Source organism: Methylophaga sp. F-2, from assembly GCF_056859315.1.
Map to the genome: position 1 here is coordinate 192972 of NZ_JBSXOF010000015.1, position 14338 is coordinate 207309.

General features: G+C 43.9%; 15 protein-coding genes. 10 read left to right on the forward strand and 5 right to left on the reverse strand.

The features are described 5' to 3' along the window. Positions 1–99 precede the first annotated feature (99 nt). From AC13DA_RS03300 to AC13DA_RS03315, 4 genes are all read left to right on the forward strand, one after another. Positions 100–642 (forward strand): glutathione peroxidase, encoded by a 543-nt coding sequence (locus tag AC13DA_RS03300; protein ID WP_284451349.1) that lies wholly within the window; start codon positions 100–102, stop codon positions 640–642. Positions 643–777: 135 nt separating this feature from the next. After that, a complete protein-coding gene (locus tag AC13DA_RS03305) occupies positions 778–1320 on the forward strand; it encodes an OmpA family protein (protein WP_284451348.1) in 543 nt (180 codons plus the stop codon). A gap of 20 nt (positions 1321–1340) precedes the next feature. Next, positions 1341–2684: a TolC family outer membrane protein gene (locus tag AC13DA_RS03310; protein WP_284451347.1), complete on the forward strand. Its 1344-nt coding sequence runs from the start codon at positions 1341–1343 to the stop codon at positions 2682–2684. A 106-nt stretch (positions 2685–2790) separates the two neighbouring features. Further along, positions 2791–4056, forward strand: coding sequence for an O-antigen ligase family protein (locus AC13DA_RS03315; RefSeq protein WP_284451345.1), 1266 nt, complete (start codon positions 2791–2793; stop codon positions 4054–4056). Here AC13DA_RS03315 and AC13DA_RS03320 read toward each other — a convergent pair. From AC13DA_RS03320 to AC13DA_RS03335, 4 genes are read right to left on the reverse strand one after another with little or no spacing between them, the layout of a single operon-like run. Beyond that, entirely contained in the window at positions 3998–4900 is a 903-nt protein-coding gene (locus AC13DA_RS03320) for a glycosyltransferase family 9 protein (RefSeq protein ID WP_284451343.1), read from the reverse strand. The genes AC13DA_RS03315 and AC13DA_RS03320 overlap by 59 nt on opposite strands. A gap of 3 nt (positions 4901–4903) precedes the next feature. Continuing rightward, entirely contained in the window at positions 4904–5914 is a 1011-nt protein-coding gene (locus AC13DA_RS03325; RefSeq protein WP_284451341.1) for a glycosyltransferase, read from the reverse strand. Continuing rightward, positions 5911–7032, reverse strand: a complete 1122-nt coding sequence (locus AC13DA_RS03330) for a glycosyltransferase family 4 protein (RefSeq protein WP_284451340.1) — start codon at positions 7030–7032, stop codon at positions 5911–5913. The genes AC13DA_RS03325 and AC13DA_RS03330 overlap by 4 nt, the downstream gene beginning before the upstream one ends. 6 nt (positions 7033–7038) lie before the next feature. Then, positions 7039–8004 carry a mitochondrial fission ELM1 family protein gene (locus tag AC13DA_RS03335; protein WP_284451338.1) on the reverse strand — a complete coding sequence of 322 codons (966 nt, stop codon included), beginning with the start codon at positions 8002–8004 and terminating at the stop codon, positions 7039–7041. A 197-nt stretch (positions 8005–8201) separates the two neighbouring features. On the opposite strand from AC13DA_RS03335, the gene AC13DA_RS03340 reads away from it, so the two are divergent. From AC13DA_RS03340 to AC13DA_RS03365, 6 genes are all read left to right on the forward strand, one after another. Next, positions 8202–8651 (forward strand): hypothetical protein, encoded by a 450-nt coding sequence (locus AC13DA_RS03340; protein WP_273179102.1) that lies wholly within the window; start codon positions 8202–8204, stop codon positions 8649–8651. A 59-nt stretch (positions 8652–8710) separates the two neighbouring features. Further along, positions 8711–9205, forward strand: a complete 495-nt coding sequence (tpx, locus tag AC13DA_RS03345; protein WP_284451337.1) for a thiol peroxidase — start codon at positions 8711–8713, stop codon at positions 9203–9205. A gap of 100 nt (positions 9206–9305) precedes the next feature. Beyond that, positions 9306–9950 carry a hypothetical protein gene (locus AC13DA_RS03350; protein ID WP_284451335.1) on the forward strand — a complete coding sequence of 215 codons (645 nt, stop codon included), beginning with the start codon at positions 9306–9308 and terminating at the stop codon, positions 9948–9950. Between the two features lie 94 nt (positions 9951–10044). Continuing rightward, complete coding sequence (locus AC13DA_RS03355; protein WP_284451333.1) at positions 10045–11508, forward strand: circularly permuted type 2 ATP-grasp protein; 1464 nt, start codon at positions 10045–10047, stop codon at positions 11506–11508. After that, on the forward strand, positions 11508–12449 hold the full coding sequence (locus tag AC13DA_RS03360) for an alpha-E domain-containing protein (RefSeq protein WP_273179092.1): 942 nt from the start codon (positions 11508–11510) through the stop codon (positions 12447–12449). Before AC13DA_RS03355 ends, AC13DA_RS03360 begins: the two co-directional genes overlap by 1 nt. Continuing rightward, on the forward strand, positions 12446–13495 hold the full coding sequence (locus tag AC13DA_RS03365) for a zinc-binding metallopeptidase family protein (RefSeq protein WP_273179089.1): 1050 nt from the start codon (positions 12446–12448) through the stop codon (positions 13493–13495). The genes AC13DA_RS03360 and AC13DA_RS03365 overlap by 4 nt, the downstream gene beginning before the upstream one ends. On the opposite strand, the gene AC13DA_RS03370 is transcribed toward AC13DA_RS03365, so the two are convergent. Further along, a complete protein-coding gene (locus AC13DA_RS03370) occupies positions 13437–14189 on the reverse strand; it encodes a proteasome-type protease (RefSeq protein WP_040576138.1) in 753 nt (250 codons plus the stop codon). The two genes, AC13DA_RS03365 and AC13DA_RS03370, sit on opposite strands and share 59 nt — an antisense overlap. Positions 14190–14338: the final 149 nt, after the last annotated feature.

Sequence of the window (14338 nt, forward strand, 5' to 3'; positions counted from 1 at the left end):
TAAATTTCCAAATTTATCAAAAGACTAGTTATATTATGGTCATCACATTTTTTTGATAACGAATATAGAAAATAGGCTGGAATGAACAGGAGAGAGATTATGAAAAAATATGTGTGGCTGGGATTATTAATGGCATTTTCATCTATGGTTCATGCTAAAGATTGTCCGGCTTATTTTGATTACGATTTACCGAAACTGCACTCAAATGACACCGTAAATCTATGTGAGATCGCTAAAGACAAGGTCTTATTGGTGGTAAATACCGCCAGTCATTGTGGGTTTACTCGCCAATTTGGTGGTTTGGAAAAGTTACATGAGCAATATAAGGATAAAGGACTGTTTGTTATTGGTTTTGCCAGTAACGATTTTGATCAAGAAGCTAAGACAGAAGAAGAGGCAGCCAGAATCTGTAAAGAAAACTTTGGTGTAAGTTTCACCATGGTGGCACCTAGCTATGTCACTGGTCCGCGTGCCAACCCGATTTTCATGGAGATAAACAAACAAAGTCAGGCACCGGACTGGAATTTTAACAAATACATTATCGATGCCGATGGCCATGTGTTAGAACACTTTCCAAGTGCTGTAGAGCCGGATGATGCCAGTCTAGTAGAAGCTATCGAGTCACTTGTTAAAAAAGATTAAACAGTCCATACATTTGCTGGGTAGCCTGTATTTATTAAATAAATCAGTAACGACATCATTACATTAGTGATAATCATACTTTGTTGTTATGATTAGCAAATATTGTTATGACGTTAGGGATGGCTGGAGTTAAGGATGTCTATTGGTTTTCGGCTGGTTATTACCAGTTTATTGGGTTTAGCACTGTCTGCTTGTAGCACGATTCATGATGCTATTGGTCCTGATACTCCCCGCTCAGATTTACGTGAGTCATTACAAGCACCTCTAACCATTTCAGATAGTGGTTCTCCCTTTTGTCATGAAGAGATGGTGGTTACTACAACACCTAAAGTTATTCGTACCCCTGAACCATATCACGCAACGCTCTATTTTGAGCTCGACAAAACCACTTTCACACCCGACTCATTACGCGAATCCGTTAAGATCTATAAAGCGGTTTTAGAAAGAAGAAATCGTCATATTGAAGTCGTTGGCTATACTGATACACTCGCTTCTTCACAATATAACGATAAATTATCAAAACGCCGTGCTGAAAAAGTCGCACAGGATTTGATCAACGCTGGTGTGGACGAATCTCGTATTTCTACAGTAGGTAAAGGCGAAACAGTTTTGAAAGTGCCTACACCTGATGAGACTGATGAAGTGAGTAACCGCCGGGTCGAAATTGATGTTCGTTAATTTCTGGAGTAATTAGAAAAATGGTCTTATCACGATTTTCTACTATTTTTGCTGCCTGTCTTGCAGCGATAGCGAGCACAAATATTGCGGCGGAAACCATACAGGAAGCGGTGGATGCAACACTAAAACAAAACCCTGAAGTCTTGGCAGAAGCCAATCGTCGTTACAGTGTTGATAAGACGGTTGATCAAGCTAAAGCAGGTTATTATCCTCGGGTGGATTTAACGCTGGGCATCGGTTACGAGCGCACGAAAAACCCGGCAACGCGCCCCGATCATGAATCGCTGAATCGTGGTGAAGCTGAAATTAAAGCAACGCAGATGCTTTATGATGGATTTGCCACTAAAAGTGCTGTAGAGCAAAGTCAGGCTCAAGCGGATGCTGCTGGTTATGATGTCACAGATATGGCAGAAACGATCGGTCTTAACACCGTGCAGAGTTATCTCGATGTACTTAAACGCCAACAGTTATTGGAAGAAACACAAGAAAGTCTGGAGCAGCACGAAAAAATCTTCGACAAAATTAAACTCAGAACAGAAGCCGGAGTGGGTAATCGTTCTGATCTTGACCAGACTACTGGTCGAGCTGCCCTGGCTCAAGCGAATTTACGTTCCACAGAAGGCAATTTGCAGGACGCAAAAACACGCTATCAGCGTTTGGTGGGTCATGCACCTGAATCCTTAACTGATCCCGGTAAGTCATGTTGTGATACTGCGCCCGCTGCTGTCGAGGATGCATTACAAATTGCTTACAGACAACATCCTTCATTGTGGGCGGCAATGGCGCAACATGAGGCCTCACTAGCTCAGGAAGAAGGGGCTAAAGCGCCGTTTCATCCTCAAGTGAATGCGGAGCTGAGTACGCGAGCAGACAATAATCTGGATGGCACACGTGGTCATGAGAAAGAAGCTCAGGCCATGATTCGAATGGATTACAACCTGCTCAATGGTGGTGCCGACAAAGCGCGTATCGAAGAGACGAAGTATCTAAGTGAACAAGCAAAACAAAATGCGGAGATTATCAAACGCAATGTTGACCGTGATGTACGTCTGGCCTGGATTAATGTAGAAACACTTTCAAGACGTTTACCTATCCTCGAACAACGTAAGATTGCTGCAGAAAAAACGCGGGATGCGTATTTCGAACAGTTTAATGTAGGCAGAAGAACATTATTAGATTTACTGGATACAGAAAACGAATTATTGACGGCCAGAAACGATTACACCAATGCTTATTATGATCATATTTATGCCTGTTACTGGTTATCAGAGACGATGGGTAGGCTGATGGAAAGTTTGTCTGTGGAAGCACCAGAGGCGGCCATTGTTGTAGCTCAACCTGAAACGACTGAGTCACCACAATAAGTTAGATACCAGCTGGCTTAGCCAAGCAAGACATTAGCAGCTTGGCTTACCGCCATTAAATTGTCATATAAGTTGAATATGATGAGCGTTTTTCGCGAATATAGGCATGCTCATCAACCGACCCTTGGGGTTTCCTCCTGCTGCACACCTGTTTCTTTATCTGTTACCTGCGTTATTGCTGTTTTCGCGGGCAATAGCTGATGTAACTGTGGTACTCGTAGCGATTGCCTTTCTTATCTTCAGTTTTAAAAAATGTGATTGGGATTGGGTAAAACAGCCCTGGTTTTTAGCAATCTTGCTGTTTAATGCTTACCTTCTTGTCGTCAATCTGCCTTTGAGTAGTGATTCATCTGAAAGCTTGAAGTATGTGCTTACTTTTATAAGATGGCCTTTATTTGCAGTAGCTTTGTCATACTGGGTTTTCAATGATGCTAAAAAAAGACAGCGCTTTCTTATTAGTTTATTGCTGACTATGCTGCTTATTATTGCCGACACATTATGGCAATATTTTTTTGATGTTGACTGGTTTGGTATAGAGCGCTTTTCTGACACTCGTTTAACAGGTCCATTCCGTAGTCCTATTCCAGGCACGATGTTACTGAGACTGTGGTTTATCGCCTTATTTGCTGCCTTTTTTATCCCACTTTTTAAATCGTCTGTTTTACGGCAATTAACGTTTCTGATGGTGGCGATGGGAAGTGGTTTTGTTTTTACCTTCCTAACGGGGGAGAGAATGGCACTCATCTTGTTCAGCTCAGCCTGTGTCATCGTTTTTATCGCCATGTTACTGGAATATAAACAATACAAACAAAGCTTACTGCTTATGCTGGCTATGCTTGGTATCACATTGATGATCACCTTATTTTTATCACCTGAGATGTTTGAGAGAAGTATCGTGAGCATCGGTTCAAAGCTCTCAACATTTGCTGAATCAGATTATGGCAGCGTGTTTAAGGCAGCCTGGCAGGTGTGGCGGGACAACTGGTGGCTGGGTAGTGGTTTACATACCTATCAAACGGTATGTGAACAACAGCAGTTACTCATAGACAGCGGCTTGATGTGTACGCATCCGCATAATTTGTATTTGCAGTTAGGTGCAGAGACCGGTGTCATCGGCTTAGGTTTATTTTTGTTTATGCTGTATTTGCTATACAAACATGTCTTAGGCTCCTTATTGGCTGAGCGTCAGTGGATAAAGGCCGCTTTGAGTTTTTCGGTATTAACGGTGAGTTTTTGGCCGCTCACTGGAGGCATCAGCGTTCTGAGTAACTGGGTGGCGGCACTGGTATGGTTAGGGGTTGCCTGGGTGTTAGCTATATCCTCGGTAGATAGCTCAGAACCCGATCAACGCTTAACTGATGTAAATCGTTGACTTGCAGAGCCTGAAATTGACCTCGCTCAATTTCAGAGCGGCTCACAGAGGTTGTTGGTCCGAATAAAGCGAGACCGGGGCGGCCGAGGCATGAAGCGATATGACTGGGGCCGGTATCATTACCGATGATATAACTAGCCTCTTTCAGAATGCCTGCCAGTTCAAACCAATTGAATAAGTCGTCTTTGCTGTTAGGGCTATAACCGGACAGCTTCGCTGCCATATCTAATTCATCGGGACCTAATATATTCACTACCCCATAACCGAGCTCGATAAGTGCTTTTGATAAGGCGGGATAGTATGGCCAACGCTTTTCTTTGTGCTGAGCCGAGCTACCGGGAATAAGTGCAATATATGGCTTGTTAATCGGGTATTTGCTCAATGTTTCGGATGTTTTTTCAACCATCCAGCTAACGTTTGGTGATAAGGCATAATGATGAGGGATGTCTGATTCGGTGAGTAACTGTACTAAGCCTTTTAGTCCTGATTCTGGCGCGGCCTTTGTACGTCGACTTATCCACCTCAGCTTAGGTAAAAAGAAGCGCTGATATAAGGCACTGCGATCAGAGTTTTGTAAATCAATAATAAGATTAAATTGCTCATGAATCAGTTGCTTACGAAGTCTCCACTGCTGCTTTAGATGACTAAGAGGCAGTCTGTCGTCGATGATGATGCGGTCAATGTAGGGTGAACGTTGCATCAAGGACTCATACCGAGACATGGTTAATAAAACAATTTCTGCCTGTCTGAAGTATTGACGAATGTCACGGAAGATACCATCTGCCTGGATAAGATCACCAAACGCACCGTGTTTGATAAGCAATAATTTGCCAGCCTGCGTCATAAGCTAAGCGTCGGTTAATGCTTGATAAACAGCAAGCGTATTTTCTGTCATAGCTTCCAGTGTCATAGCTTGATGAGCAAAAACAATCGCCTTCTGCATCAGTCTTTGCCAATGAGCTGGGTTTTCCAGAAGACTTTCTAAGCGTCGACGAAAGGCTTTGCTATCAGCGATAGGGACAATTAAGGTTTTATCCAGCACTTCATTAGCAACCGGAACATCTGTTGATAAAATTGGCATATTTAACAGTAATGCTTCGCTACACACATAGGAGAAACCTTCTCGTCTGGAACTGATTAACACGCCATCACAGGACTGCATCAGTGAACTGACATCAGGTCGGTAGCCCGTTAGATGACAGTGTGTATGAGGGGATAGCTCCTGAATTTGTTTTTGTAGGCGATGTCTTTCCTTGCCTTCACCAATAATGAGTAAGTTCAAGTGCAGGCCGTCTATGGCCTCCAGCAATAAATCAAAACCTTTTGCTTCAACCAAACGACCAACAGCACATAATGTGGGTAAGTCAGGATTCAGCCCAAACTCTTCATACAGATTAATCTTTTTTACCTTTGGCGATGAAATGCCATTGTAGACAGTCACTGCATTCGGGGTATTCAGCTGAGAGCGTAGCGTATGACTAACCGCGATAGCTTGATCCAGCTTGGCGTAATCTTTTACTTTGCTTTTGATGTTGTGTAGCGTTCCCACCGTTTTTGCTGAATGGAAATAGCGACATTTATTTAACACCGCCGTGGCTTTATTAGCCTGGGCATGCACAATATCGGCATGGGAGCGATGGATGAAATACAGCACCTTTAACCAGAGCCATGGATTATTTCGGCTTAGACGGGCATTTACCGGAAAACGCTGTATTTGCTCAGGTAAGGTATCTAAAAACTGAGGATCAGCAATAACGCTGACCGTGTGCCCGGCTTTATTGAGGCTAATACAAAGTTCGCGAACATGTTTTTCCAGCCCACCCTCACCTCTGCTTAATAGGATCTGACAGATATTCACGATGCGGCGCTTTGCTGTAAAACGCGTTTATAGACTGATAGAGTGGTATCTAACATGGATTGCAAAATGAATGGATGGGATTCCGGCACCGTAGGTGGGGCAAGTAACCATTTTGTCGCTAAGTTGATAACTGCGGCTTTATCACCGATTCTCACTCTGCCTTCCGGTAACACCATCGAAAGTTGTTCTTCTACGCCGCCATGCGCATAGGCAATAACGGGTACACCCAGGCTCAATGCTTCAATGGTCACTCGTCCAAAGGCTTCAGGCTGCAGTGATAGTGACATCACTAAATTTGAAATAGACATAATTTCTTTCAGATCACTACGGTGACCAATGAAGCTGATATCGTTGATTACACCAAGTTCTGCCGCACGCTGCTGGAGTTCAGCTAAAAAGGCGGACTTTCCTTTTTTAGTTTCACCCACGATAAGTCCGTGAACATCTGAATAATATTTTTTGAGTTCAGCGATAATCTCAATAAAATCCGCCTGGCCCTTCCAGCGTGTAATACGTCCGGGCAGCGTAATTATTAGTTTTCCCTGAGTTTGTGGAAAGCATCGATACCAATGTTTCAGCCATTCGCTATCAGGTTCAAAACCATAAGGAAAATCGCGTCTGTCTATACCTCGGTAATTGAGGGTGAGATTGTCTTTGACCCCGTAATGGGTGGTGACATAGTCGCGAATTTTTTCTGATACCACAAACACATGTTCGCCCTTGGTCATGATTCTGCTGTAGCCGTTGACAGAATAGGTGCCGTGAACAGTAGTGATGAATTTAGGTCGTGATTGTTTGGGTAAAGATTTCCAGGCGAAATAACAGACCCATGCTGGCATACGTGAGCGGACATGCAAAATATCCACACGATTTTTCACCAGAAAGCGGCGCAATCGTGGAATAAGACGGAATGTGGCCAGCGATTTTCTGCCAATATTCCAGTTGATATGCTCACTCCCTTGCTTGGTGAGTGTGTCAACTAAGCGTCCACCGGCTGAAATGACAAGCGAGCGATGGCCTTGGCTTGCCAGATAGTGTCCGACTTCCAATGTGCCTCGCTCAACGCCACCCGATTCAAGCGCAGGTAATACCTGAACAACTGTTAAACGTTCTGTCATTAAGGATTAACTGAGCTGCGGTATAGGTAGGGTTTGAGGTTGTACCGCTGCATCTAACCAGTTTTTCATGATCCAGTCAGCACAGCGTTCTGATTCCATAAATCCCGGAACAGGTTGCAGGCGGCTTTTATAATGACCCAGGCTATCGAAGCGAACCGCATAGCCATCACCGACAAGTTTGCTGAGTCCTCGCGACACACGATTATCGCGTTTAACAGGCATATTAAGAATACCGACGGCCGTTTTAGCGGTGAGTGCCTCATATACCATTGAGACAGAGTCTTCGCTTATCCAGGCGCTGTAACATGCGGCTAATTGCCGTGCGACCCAATTCCGATCCGTTTCTTCAAACGGCACAATCGTCAGATTCTCCAGTTTGAAGCCAAGCATATGAGTGGCAAAATTTGCAGGTGTACGGGGAGAGGTGGTCAGCGTATAGTGAATGCGAGGGTTTTGTTTACAAAGCTGAGTAACCTGTGAGATAAGTTGGCTTTCGTTCCAGTCACAGTGTTTGGATGGGCCACCAATCATTATCAGACCTTCGTTTTTTTTATGCTCACCAGCGGCATGGATAGGGTTAAGCACCCCCCGGGTTTCCAACACATTCCCACCACCTTGATAATAGTCATGCTCTGGTATTAAGCTAAGATCAAAAAACGACACAGGTAAGCTGGGCTGCATCAAGACAATCGTTTGCCCGCCATACACTTTTTTTGCTGCCAGCATGTGAAGATGCGTGCGATGACCTGCTCCGACGATGAGATCAGGTAATGGCAGTCCCTGACCTGCAGGCCAGGTCGTACTCAATAAGTCAAACACAGGTTGTAGACGACCACTTACCGGAATATCAAAACTTTCACAGGGCATTTTACGTTTCAAAGCATTGACCAAACCCAAGGACTGACTTTGATGACCGGGTTTTCCATCAGTGAGCCGCCAGATAATAATGTTTTCAGCGTTATTAGTACTCATGTGACAGCACCTAAGATTAAATAAAAAGCAAAGTTGCCTCTGTCTAGCAAGGCGATTTGCTGTGGACTATAGGGCTGGAGTATTAAAGTTTTATGAAAATGAGAGATACTTCGCAGAAAATAAATTAGGGAATCTTGTCTCTGGAAGCGTCAGCCGAGCTGAGTCATAGTGAGACAGCGGCATCAAAAGGAGTGAATATGATTGAGCGTGATGAAGATACATTTAGTGCGTTAAAGGAAATGGCTGAAGATGCGCAATTGAGCTCCCGTAACTACAATGATGAATTAATCGGACTCGAGTATTACAGTAATCTGGCCGTATTGAGTGATGAAGAGCTGAACTTATTAGTGAGTTTATGGCATGAGAAGTATGTGACCTGCCAAAAAGAGAAACTGGCGTCGCAATGGATGGTCATCCAGATCTTCATTCTTATTTTATTGGCAATCTATGTGGCTTGGGTATCAGGAGGAATTGCTGGTACGCTGATCAGTATTGTGGGTGTTATCGCCATGATCGCTATGATTGAAGATAAGCGGGTCGCTGTTGCTAAGCGGAATTTATCTGATGCCCGCCAAGTCTATCAAACACTGGGTGAACTCAAACAAAGCAGACAACGGTCTTACGAAAAACAACAACATCCCATTTGAAAAGAATAGTTTTAAACCCGTTTTATATTGTTTATATAACTAAAATTAAAGGAGATTTTATGACTACGGTGACATTAAAAGGTACACCTTTTGAGACTGTCGGTGAATTACCGGCTGTGGGAAGTAAGGCACCCGAATTTAGCCTGACAAAAGATGATTTGTCTGAATTAACACTGGCAGATTTATCTGGCCGCGTTGTGTTAAATGTTTTTCCGTCGGTAGATACGCCTACCTGTGCGATGTCAGTCAGACAATTTAATACAAAAGCAGCAGCACTGGATAACACCACTGTGGTTTGTGTTTCAAAAGACTTACCGTTTGCAATGGCTCGTTTTTGTGGGGCTGAAGGCATTGATAATGTAGTCACTGGCTCGGCTTTCCGTTCTTCATTTGCTGAGGATTACGGCTTATTAATGAAAGACGGACCGTTAGCCGGACTATGTTCACGCGTAGTTGTGGTCATTGATGAAAACGGTAAAGTCGTTTACACAGAACAAGTCAGCGAAATTGCTGATGAACCTGATTATGAAAAAGCGTTATCTGCACTTAGCTAAGACGTGTGGTAACGATCAAAGCCCTGTTCAACACTACGTTGAACAGGGCTTTTTTTTGCTTGAAAAAGTGAGCTGAGCTTATTTTGCCGGAGGTGTGTAGATGATAAATCCGGATACACAATTATTTTCATCTGTGTCGGTGCTTGCTGAATTCCATCCTTTGGCAAGAGCGGTCCAGTTCTGGTCCGACAAAAATGGACAGCGCCATAGTAAAGTTGTTTATGAGCATATTGCTCCGACTGCGATGCAAGCGCTGGAAGTCGATATTGCCATTATTGCGGATCAACTCGGTAAAGCGTCACTGCCAGATTTTTATCAGTTTTGCAGTGATATTGAATTGATCTTTCACGGTGCACAGCCATCGGGTCCCGTCGCTGCTATATCTGATATTGACTGGCTAAGGTTAAGACGTATCTCAATCTATGCTCAGTACTGGAAAAACAGGAATCCTGCAGAAGTGAATAAGCTATTAAGTTTTGTGATGGGAATTCCCCTTTATAGTCAGATTGTTGCTCAACTCATCGCTTCGGAAAAGAGTGACAGTAAACAGGAGATACTGCAGGGAATCACTTTGTCAGGCGGTGTTTATCTGGTAGGCGTGGAACGCTATAAACAGCTTTTCAGGCGGGAAATAGATCAAGCATTTAATGAAGCAAAAATCCTGGTTTCAGCCTTTCGGGGTACACATGAAGAAAATGCGGCAGAACTGATCAACAGTATGGTTGAAGCAGCATTACCTAAATGAGGCTGAAAATTAACCTAGCTTTTAAGTCAGGTATAACTTTTGCTCTCTTTATTAACGACAACGTTCTTTTTGCTAAAACCTGATGGGGGGACTGATGAAGGACATATGGAAAGACTACGATCCGGGATCATTTTTTGATGAACTCATGTTTGCAAAACATCAGCCCAGAGCATTCAGTTTTAAGTTACTTGAATACTTGCGTTGCATGGAAAAAGAAGCCTTTACGCAGCGTGTTAAAGAGTCAGAAGTGGAAATGCTGGAGCGTGGTATTACCTTCACCATATATAGTGATGCAGGGAATATAGACCGGGCTTGGCCGTTCGATATTATTCCCCGCGCTATCCCAAAAGTTGAGTGGGAACGCACCGAAAAGGGGCTGAAACAACGTATTTGTGCCTTAAATCAGTTCATTCAGGATATTTATAACGAAGGTAACATTATCAACGATGGCATTATGCCCGCCGACGTTGTGTATCAGTCAAAAGGCTACCGTAAAGAATGCCATGGTATGACACCGGCTCATGGAGTCTGGGCAAATATCTGTGGTTCTGATCTGGTACGTGATCATGAAGGTACTTTATATGTGCTTGAGGATAATTTACGGGTACCTTCGGGCGTGGCTTATATGCTTGAAAACAGAAAAACCACTAAACGCGTTTTCCCCGAGTTATTCAAATTATTAAACATCAGCCCTGTTGATGCGTATCCCGAGCACTTAGCTGAAATGCTCGCCTCATTACGGCCGGATTTATCTAATCCCACGATGGCTTTGTTGACACCAGGTATCTACAACTCTGCCTATTTTGAGCATGCGTTTCTGGCTCAGCAGGCAGGTTTGATTTTACTGGAAGGAGCCGATCTGCTGGTGGGTGATGACGACTATGTCTATATGAAAACCATTCATGGTCTTGAGCGTGTTGATGTGATTTACCGCCGTATCGATGATGATTTTATTGATCCGGAAGTCTTTCGCCCTGATTCGATGTTGGGGGTACCGGGCATCATGCGTTCATGGCGTGCCGGTAAGGTAGCCATTGCCAATGCGCCTGGTTGCGGTGTGGCTGATGACAAAGTCATTTATGCCTATGTGCCCGATATGATCCGTTATTACCTGAATGAAGAGCCTATCTTAAGTAATGTACCTACCTGGTTATGTCGTAATGATGAGGATCTGCAGCACGTGCTTCAACACCTTCCTGAGTTAGTGGTCAAGCCTGCGAATGAGTCGGGTGGTTACGGTATGCTGGTCGGGCCACATTCTTCTGCGGAGAAAGTGGAAGAGTTTCGTGATTTACTAATCAATGATCCAAAAAATTATATTGCTCAGCCCACCTTGAGTTTATCGGTATCTCCCACCTGTTGTGATGAAACCATCGCCCCCCGTCATGTTGATTTGAGGCCTTTCATCCTCTCTGGAGATGATGTTTATGTCACACCTGGCGGGCTAACCCGTGTGGCGATGGTCAAAGGTTCATTAGTAGTTAACTCATCTCAGGGTGGAGGAAGTAAAGATACCTGGATTGTCGATGAAAGCCGCCAGCTTGTGGAGGAAGACTAATGTTATCCCGTGTTGCTGAAAGGGTTTACTGGTTAGCACGTTATCTGGAACGTGTAGAAAACACGGCTCGTTTAATTAATGTGCATACCGCATTGTTAATGGACTTACCGGAACATATGGAAGTGAACTGGTTTACCTTAGTGACCATTTTTGATGCGGAGCAGCTTTATTACGCTAAACACCCCCGCGAAAATGAATATGACATCATGCATTTTCTGTTGTCTGATCCCAGCTATGGTGGCTCACTTATCAATAATTTATCTGCTGTCAGAGAAAATGCCCGGACGTCACTTGATGTGCTGCCTGAGGAAGTGTGGGAGCAAGTCAACGAGCTGCACCTGTTAGTGAAAAGCGAATTATCATCTATTGGAAATAGGCGCAGAAGACAGAAGTTATTACTCACTATTATGGAGTCTTGTCAGTGTATATGGGGTATGATTGCTAATCATATGAGCCGTAATTACGCCTATGATTTCCTACAAGCAGGTAAACATCTTGAGCGTGCAGATATGACAAGCCGAATACTTGAGCTCGCTACTTTATTAATGTCAGATAATCGTAGTGATGCTTTAAGGCAGCATGAAGGTATTTTGTGGGCGACCTTGCTTAGAGTGTTAAATGCTCAGCAGATGTATATTCAGGCACATAATTCGTCACTAAAGGGCGAGAAAGTACTCACGTTCTTAATTCAGGATAAAGCCTTCCCTCGTTCATTAAGTTTTTCGGTTAACTCTATAGGCAATTACCTGGAGTATTTACCGGGTGAAAAACAAGTACTGGAACAGCAGATTGAGATTTTGACACGATTACAGGACTACAGTGCGGAGAAAAATCCACCGGAAACCATACGACTGATGATGGATGAGTTACAGATTTTGTTAAATCGTTTGAATACCAGCATTACCAGTAATTGGTTTTATCCGGATTATTCAGTCTCATGAGACGTTTCTTTTGCCAGTGTGGGCAAGAAATCTTTTTTGAAAACACGCACTGTGGCGTCTGTGGCAGTCAATTAGGCTTTATTCCTGAGCTGCAACAACTCTCCAGTCTGCAAGAAGATGACAATGCCTGGCTGATGACGGACCTTTTTCCGTTACAACGTTATCGCAGTTGTTTTCACCGTGACCATGAGTTGGCTTGTAACTGGTTAATCCCGGCTGATTCACCCAACACGCAGTGTATTTCCTGTGCCTTGACCAGAACGATACCGATGTTGACCCAGCCGGATAATTGGCGTCGTTGGCGGACGCTGGAAGCAGCCAAACGCCGTATGATTTATGGTTTACTCAGATTAAATTTGCCAATTAACGCTTTTTACCAAGGTTATGAGCACGGGCTGGTATTTGATTTTCTTGAAGATCAGCGAACGAATCCTGACTTAGCCCTTGAACATGTGTTGAGTGGTCATAGCCAAGGTGTGATTACGCTCAATGCTGCCGAGGCCGATGGTAGCTTCAGGGAAGCCACCCGTGAAGCGATGAATGAATCTTATCGAACTTTGCTGGGCCATTTTCGTCATGAGATTGGCCACTACTATTGGGATATCTTGATTAAAGAGACAGAACATTACGCCATTTTCTGTGATGTATTCGGTTTTACTGAACAAGATTATCAAAGCAGTTTAAATAGCTATTACAGTGATGGGCCGGCGACGGATTGGCCGGAGTTTTATCTGTCTGCATACGCCAGCGCTCACCCAATGGAAGACTGGGCAGAAACGTGGTCACATTATCTGATGATGAGTGACACTATGGAAACAGCGGTGGCTTATGGGCTGATTGACCATTTTGATTATGCCAGTGATTTTGATGTATTGATGACTGACTGGTTGTCGCTGGTGGTGAAAATGAATGCATTAAACCGAAGTGTGGGTAATACGGATGCCTACCCTTTTGTCGTGTCAGCCTCGGTGAGAAAAAAACTGAAATTTATTCATCAGCTGCTGAATCCGTTGAAAAAGACTCGGGAATCCGTGGCATTTCTTTAAATGCCTGATTCAGTTTATTACCCCATTCACGACGTAAATTAATCAGAAAAGCATCTTCCGTATCAAAGCGATAGTGATGTTTAAACGCTAAGCTATCGGTTTCATATATCAATACTTCAATAGGTGGCCCAACACTGACATTACTCTTCATGGTCGAATCCATGGAGATTAAGGAGCAGGTGGCGGCATCTGTTAACGAGGTTTTCATTGTCAGAAAGCGATCCAGCACGGGTTTACCGTATTTGCTTTCACCAATCTGCAGATAGGGTGTTTCGCGACTGGTGGTGATGTGATTGCCTTGGGGATAAATCAAAAAAGCCTGCGGCGGTTGGCCTTTGATTTGGCCTGCCATCAATAAAGTGGCATCGGGTGAAAAGCCGGACTGCTGGTCTTCGCTATACCGTTTGATACGCTGGCTTAATACATCCCCTACATAATCGGCAGTATCGGATAGATAATGAGTCGTATTGAGGCTGGTTTCATTATCTTCACGCAGATCCCGGTTGAGCTGTTCTATCACACATTGCGTGGTAGCCAGATTACCCGCGCTTAGAATGGCGATACAGCGATCAGCCTTTGTACTGAAACGAAACATCTTGCTGTATGTGCTGACCTGATCAATACCTGCGTTGGTTCTTGAGTCGGAGGTAAGCACCAATCCTTTATCTAGTGATATGGCAATACAATAGGTCATAGTCGTTCCAGTAATGGCTGCGATTAAAGATAGTCAAAAATAAGAGATTGAGCAATCCTGATTTATTGCTCACGACAAAAGAATGGAACCCGTTGATGGGCTGCTGAGTCGTTACAGTATGAATCGATGTATTAACAGCGCTGTTAACT

What these genes read in the sequence shown, in the direction of transcription:
- AC13DA_RS03315 (WP_284451345.1), top strand. Translation starts at nt 2,791, where the DNA reads ATGCTCATCAACCGACCCTTGGGGTTTCCTCCTGCTGCACACCTGTTT.
- AC13DA_RS03360 (WP_273179092.1), top strand. Translation starts at nt 11,508, where the DNA reads ATGTTATCCCGTGTTGCTGAAAGGGTTTACTGGTTAGCACGTTATCTG.
- AC13DA_RS03305 (WP_284451348.1), top strand. Translation starts at nt 778, where the DNA reads ATGTCTATTGGTTTTCGGCTGGTTATTACCAGTTTATTGGGTTTAGCA.
- AC13DA_RS03300 (WP_284451349.1), top strand. Translation starts at nt 100, where the DNA reads ATGAAAAAATATGTGTGGCTGGGATTATTAATGGCATTTTCATCTATG.
- AC13DA_RS03355 (WP_284451333.1), top strand. Translation starts at nt 10,045, where the DNA reads ATGAAGGACATATGGAAAGACTACGATCCGGGATCATTTTTTGATGAA.
- AC13DA_RS03340 (WP_273179102.1), top strand. Translation starts at nt 8,202, where the DNA reads ATGATTGAGCGTGATGAAGATACATTTAGTGCGTTAAAGGAAATGGCT.
- AC13DA_RS03370 (WP_040576138.1), bottom strand. Translation starts at nt 14,189, where the DNA reads ATGACCTATTGTATTGCCATATCACTAGATAAAGGATTGGTGCTTACC.
- AC13DA_RS03365 (WP_273179089.1), top strand. Translation starts at nt 12,446, where the DNA reads ATGAGACGTTTCTTTTGCCAGTGTGGGCAAGAAATCTTTTTTGAAAAC.
- AC13DA_RS03335 (WP_284451338.1), bottom strand. Translation starts at nt 8,004, where the DNA reads ATGAGTACTAATAACGCTGAAAACATTATTATCTGGCGGCTCACTGAT.
- AC13DA_RS03310 (WP_284451347.1), top strand. Translation starts at nt 1,341, where the DNA reads ATGGTCTTATCACGATTTTCTACTATTTTTGCTGCCTGTCTTGCAGCG.
- AC13DA_RS03320 (WP_284451343.1), bottom strand. Translation starts at nt 4,900, where the DNA reads ATGACGCAGGCTGGCAAATTATTGCTTATCAAACACGGTGCGTTTGGT.
- AC13DA_RS03350 (WP_284451335.1), top strand. Translation starts at nt 9,306, where the DNA reads ATGATAAATCCGGATACACAATTATTTTCATCTGTGTCGGTGCTTGCT.
- AC13DA_RS03330 (WP_284451340.1), bottom strand. Translation starts at nt 7,032, where the DNA reads ATGACAGAACGTTTAACAGTTGTTCAGGTATTACCTGCGCTTGAATCG.
- tpx (WP_284451337.1), top strand. Translation starts at nt 8,711, where the DNA reads ATGACTACGGTGACATTAAAAGGTACACCTTTTGAGACTGTCGGTGAA.